This window comes from Brevundimonas sp. (genome assembly GCF_023259385.1).
Classification (GTDB): domain Bacteria; phylum Pseudomonadota; class Alphaproteobacteria; order Caulobacterales; family Caulobacteraceae; genus Brevundimonas.
Map to the genome: position 1 here is coordinate 1 of NZ_JAHFPF010000261.1, position 4,825 is coordinate 4,825.

General features: G+C 69.5%; 6 protein-coding genes. 4 read left to right on the forward strand and 2 right to left on the reverse strand.

Annotated features, from left to right (window positions below; translation table 11 throughout):
• Positions 1-317: DNA translocase FtsK (locus Q0C81_RS16105; RefSeq protein WP_291840239.1), on the forward strand; the 317-nt coding region annotated here is incomplete at its 5' end.
• 6 nt (positions 318-323) lie between these two features.
• Here Q0C81_RS16105 and Q0C81_RS16110 read toward each other — a convergent pair.
• Entirely contained in the window at positions 324-953 is a 630-nt protein-coding gene (locus tag Q0C81_RS16110) for a GNAT family N-acetyltransferase (RefSeq protein ID WP_291840242.1), read from the reverse strand.
• 197 nt (positions 954-1,150) lie between these two features.
• Between Q0C81_RS16110 and Q0C81_RS16115 the strand changes: the two genes are divergently transcribed.
• The 3 genes from Q0C81_RS16115 to xth all read left to right on the forward strand — a co-directional run bounded on the left by Q0C81_RS16115 (position 1,151) and on the right by xth (position 3,785).
• A complete protein-coding gene (locus Q0C81_RS16115) occupies positions 1,151-1,783 on the forward strand; it encodes an outer membrane lipoprotein carrier protein LolA (protein ID WP_291840245.1) in 633 nt (210 codons plus the stop codon).
• A 255-nt stretch (positions 1,784-2,038) separates the two neighbouring features.
• Positions 2,039-2,986, forward strand: coding sequence for a hypothetical protein (locus Q0C81_RS16120; RefSeq protein WP_291840248.1), 948 nt, complete (start codon positions 2,039-2,041; stop codon positions 2,984-2,986).
• Positions 2,987-2,990: 4 nt separating this feature from the next.
• Entirely contained in the window at positions 2,991-3,785 is a 795-nt protein-coding gene (xth, locus tag Q0C81_RS16125) for an exodeoxyribonuclease III (protein ID WP_291840251.1), read from the forward strand.
• On the opposite strand, the gene Q0C81_RS16130 is transcribed toward xth, so the two are convergent.
• Positions 3,782-4,687, reverse strand: a complete 906-nt coding sequence (locus Q0C81_RS16130; protein WP_291840254.1) for a LysR family transcriptional regulator — start codon at positions 4,685-4,687, stop codon at positions 3,782-3,784. The two genes, xth and Q0C81_RS16130, sit on opposite strands and share 4 nt — an antisense overlap.
• Positions 4,688-4,825 lie beyond the last annotated feature (138 nt).

Below are 4,825 nucleotides of genomic sequence, written 5' to 3' on the forward strand. Positions count from 1 at the left end.
CCGTCTGCAATCACCTGAAGTCGCAGGCCGAGCCGGACTACCTGGACCTGATCACTGACGATCCGGACGGCGACGGCGACAACGCCTTTGATGACGGCGGCGGAAACGGCGGCTCGGGCGACGACCTCTATGATCGCGCCGTGGCGGTGGTGACCCGCGACCGCAAAGCCTCGACCAGCTATGTCCAGCGCCGCCTGCAGGTCGGCTACAACCGCGCCGCCTCCCTGATCGAGCGCATGGAGCAGGAGGGCGTCGTCAGCCCCGCCAACCATGCCGGCAAGCGCGATGTCCTGGCCGGCCCGCCGCCGATGGGCTGACCGGGCTCAGCCTGGGATGACGGCGGTCGTGTACGGGGAATGCAGCCGCCAGCCGAGGCGCTCGTACAGGGCGCGACCAGCCTCCGTGGCCACCAGCACGCCGTCGCGCCCGCCCCGTTCACGCCCGATCGCCTCCAGCGCCCGCATCACCCGGCTGCCCAGTCCCCGACGCTGGTGCTCCGGCGCCGTGATGATCCGGTCGAAGATGATGCGGCCGTCGACCACCACCGCCAGCCCCCGCGCCGCTTCCTCGCCGTCCGGCGCGACCAGGCGGACGAAGACGGTCGGGCCCGACTCGATCTCCAGCCGATAGCCGTCCGGCGCCACGTCGGCGGGCCCCATGCTTCCGGCCAGGGTCATCACGAAGCCCGGCGGCTGCACCACCCATCGCGCGTCCAGCAACGGCCGAACCGTCTCGGCGTCGGCGCAGACCTTCAGGAAGATGTGGGGCTCGCGGATTCGCATGGCCCGGTCGCGGACCGCCTCGACAGCCTCCGCATAGACGTAGCGTGCGATCTGCTCGGGCTGGCCGACGTCCACGCGCCACGCGCCGGCGTCCAGGACCGGCGCCGGCGCCCCGCGGGTCAGGGCCCAGCCGCGGGTCCAGGTCGCCAGAAGATGGGGATCAGCGCTCATGCCGCCATCCTGGCGATCCCGTCGATTTCGGGCAACGACCCGTCGCCGGGAGCGTTTCGCCTCCCGCTGTCTATCGGATGAAGCTGAACAGGGCTTCATCGCAGCGCCGGAATATGGTCTGGCTTGGGTCACGCCCCTGACAGACAAGACCTGCAAGACGGCATGATCGACAACCATCCCGAACGGGAGAAGACCTGATGACCGTCTCGCGTAGAGCCTTCGCGCTTGGATCCGCCGCCGTCGCCGCCATCGCGGCCCTGCCCGCCCACGCCCAGGCCGGTCTGTCCGCCGAGGACCAGGCGACCCTGCGACGCGCCCAGACCTATCTGCAGGGGCTGACCTCGGCCCAGGGCGGGTTCACCGAGGTGTCGGGACCCCAGTCGCGCGAGGGCCGCTTCTACCTGCAGCGCCCGGGCAAGATGCGCTTCGAGTACACCAACCCGGCCGGCCTGCTGGTCGTCTCGGACGGCCACAACGTGAAGCGCTACGATCCGCGCCTGAACAATTTCCAGCAGGTGCCGCTGGGCCAGACGCCGCTCTCGACCTTCCTGGCGCGCAATGTCCGCCTCGACCAGGGGGTCCGCATCGACCGCGTCACCCGCATGCAGTCGGGCGCCTTCGCCATCACGGCGCGAGACGCGCGTCGCCCGAACGACGGCCAGATCATTCTGTCGTTCGCCGGAGAGCCTTTCCGCCTGCGCGAATGGACCATCATCGACGCCCAGGGCGGGCGCACCACCACGCGCCTGACCACGCTGGAGCCGGCCTCCAACCTGGCCGCCAGCCTGTTCCAGCTGCGCGACCCCACTCGCAGGCCGGGCCGAAACTAGATCATTCGCCTTTCGCGAGAAGCGTGGCCGTATCGACACGCCGGAACCGGGACAGGAACCGGCTTGACATTTTCCGTCATGCGTGGCACTTTCGCAACAGATCGGCGGGAGCCGATCTGAACCGCTACGGATTTCATCCCCTTCCCGGCGGCGAGAGAGACGAACTTCCCCGCGCCCGGTCCACTGCGACCGGGCGCTTTTTTTCGCTCGCCGCCGAGGACTGTTCGGGGCGGCGCCGGCATTGTACGGACAGGCATGTCCGCATCGTCTCGCTACCTCGACTGGCTCAGCAGCAAGCTCGCCCTGCCCGGCGAAGACGCGCGGACGGAGGACGGCCATCCCCGCGCCGTGCTGGGCTATGCGACCGGCTACGCCGCCGCTGACCTGATGCCGTTCGTCCGGTCGCTGCGGGCCCATTTCGACGGCCAGATCGTCCTGACCGCCGACAACCGGCCCGACATTCGCGCGCTGTTCGCCGAATACGGCGTCGCCGCCGCCGAGCGCCTGCCCGCCGGATCATGGTCGCCCCATCCCGTGATGGAGCGTTTCGCCGCCTATGACGCCTGGCTGACCGCGCGACCGTGGGTGAAGGAGGTCCTGCTGACGGACGTTCGCGACGTGGTGTTCCAGGGCGATCCGTTCGGGGAGCCCGCGCGCGGCCTGGAAGTCTTCATCGAAAGCGAAGGCTCGACCCTCGCCGATCACAGCTTCGACCAGAAATACCTCAAGGCGCTGGTCGGTCCCGCCGTCACGGCCCGGATCGCGGACAAGCCCTGCCTGTGCGTCGGCACCGTCTTCGGCCCCGCCGTCGAGGCCAGCCGCCTGTGCAAGGCCATCCTTCTGCTGGCCGCCATCCCCCGGTCCGAGATCGGCGGAATCTTCGGCGCGGACCAGGCCGCCTGCAACCTGGCGGTCCACCTCGGACTGATCGAAGCCGACGTGCGGCCGAACTACGGACGCGTGGCCACCATCGGCGATCGCACCCAACCGGCGCTGCGCCCGGACGGACTGATCGCCAATCCGGATGGAAGCGTCAGCCCCGTCATGCACCAGTACGACCGCCACAAGGTCCTGGCCGACGCCGTACGCAAGCGCTGGGGCGCGCCAGAGCATGTCGCCGTCAAGGGCCGGACCAAGTCCCTCTCCGAGCGCCTGCAACGCCTGTCCGTCTCGGTCGCCCGCCGCCTGCCGGAACTGCGCTGATCCCATGCTTCGTATCGCCACCTGGAACATCAATTCGGTCCGCCTGCGCGCCGATCAGGTCTCCCGCTTCGTCGCCGAGAGCGGGACCGACGTCCTGTGCCTGCAGGAGATCAAATGCCTGGAGGACCAGTTTCCCCGGGCCGCCTTCGAGGCCATGGGCCTGCCGCACCTGAAAATCGGCGGCCAGAAGGGCTGGCACGGCGTGGCCATCGCCAGCCGCAAGCCGATCACCGAGGCCCCCAGGCTGGACGTCTGCCGCGAGGGGCACGCCCGCTGCGTCGGCGTCGTGGTCGACGGCGTCGAAATCCAGAATTTCTACATTCCCGCGGGCGGAGACATCCCCGACCGGGCCGTGAACCCGAAGTTCGACCACAAACTGGACTTCTACGAGCGGCTGACCGCCGACATGGCGACGCGCGACCGGCAGCGCCCGCTGGTCTTGGCCGGAGACTTCAACATCGCGCCAGGCGAGAACGACGTCTGGAACCACCGCTACATGTCCAAGGTGGTCAGCCACACGCCGATCGAGGTCGAGACCCTGCGCCGCCTGCAGGAGGCCGGCGACTTCTGCGACGTGCTGCGCGACCAGATCCCGGAACCGACCAAGCTGGCCAGCTGGTGGAGCTACCGCGCCGCCGACTTCCGCAAGTCCAACCGCGGCCTGCGGCTGGACCACCTGTGGACCTCGCCGGGGCTGACCGCCGCGGTGAAGCCGGGCAGCGCCCGCATCCACGACGATGTCCGGGCCTGGGAACAGCCCTCGGACCACGCCCCGGTCACCATGGACCTCGACGTCTAGAAACGGACCTCTTCCGCCAGGAAGTCGAGGAAAACCCGCACCCGCGAGGGCAGTCGCCCGCCGTGGCCGACATAGACGGCCCGCGTCTCCTCGATGTCGCCGGGATTGAACGCCTCCAGCACGGGGACGAGCCGCCCCGCCGTGATGTCGGGGCCGATGTGGAACCGGGACAGCCGCGCCAGACCGGCGCCCGCCAGCGCCAGCGCCCGGGCGCTTTCTCCGTCCCCGGCGGTGGTCGGTCCCGTGACTGGCCGCAGGATGCGCTGTCCGTCCGCCGTCATGAAGGGCCAGCCGTCCAGGCTGCGGGTGAAGTTGAAGCCGATCAGGTCGTGGGCCGCCAGATCGTCCAGCGCTTCCGGCGTCCCGCGCCGCGCCAAATAGTCGGGGCTGGCCACCACCACCATCCGGGTTTCGATCAGCTTGCGCGCCATCAGCTGCGACGCGGGCATGGGGCCGACGCGGATGGCGACGTCCGCCCGCTCGTCCATCAGGTTCACCACCTGATCGGTCAGCACCAGATCCAGCGCCACTTCCGGATAGCGGGCGCGGAACAGGGGGGTGAGCGGGATCAGGCAATGCAGGCCGAACGGCACGCTGGAATTGACCCGCACCCGCCCGCGCGGCGTCGCCGAGACCGTCACCGACCGCTCGGCCTCGTCGATATCGGCCAGCACCCGGACCGCCTGATCGTGAAACATCTGCCCCTCGGGCGTCAGGGTCAGGCTGCGCGTCGAGCGGTTGATCAGCCGCGCGCCCAGCCGCGCCTCCAGCCGCGACAGCAGCTTGCTGACCGCCGAGGGCGTCATCTTCAGGGACCGCGCCGCCGCCGACAGGCCGCCGGACGCCACCACGCGAACGAAGACCTCCATTTCGCCGGAGCGGTTCAGGTCGAGCCGGGCCATCGCTGATTTGATCTCACAGATGCAGGTCTTTGATGACATCTAGTGTGGAAACCGGCGCTCCGCCATCTGCGCTCCATGACCAGCGCACCCTCCCGCACCCCTCTCGCCCTCTATGCCCTGACCGTCGGCGCCTTCGGC

Bases quoted from the DNA above. Each gene is read 5' to 3' on its own strand.
- Q0C81_RS16110 (WP_291840242.1), bottom strand. From the start codon at position 953: ATGAGCGCTGATCCCCATCTTCTGGCGACCTGGACCCGCGGCTGGGCC.
- Q0C81_RS16115 (WP_291840245.1), top strand. From the start codon at position 1,151: ATGACCGTCTCGCGTAGAGCCTTCGCGCTTGGATCCGCCGCCGTCGCC.
- Q0C81_RS16120 (WP_291840248.1), top strand. From the start codon at position 2,039: ATGTCCGCATCGTCTCGCTACCTCGACTGGCTCAGCAGCAAGCTCGCC.
- xth (WP_291840251.1), top strand. From the start codon at position 2,991: ATGCTTCGTATCGCCACCTGGAACATCAATTCGGTCCGCCTGCGCGCC.
- Q0C81_RS16130 (WP_291840254.1), bottom strand. From the start codon at position 4,687: ATGGCCCGGCTCGACCTGAACCGCTCCGGCGAAATGGAGGTCTTCGTT.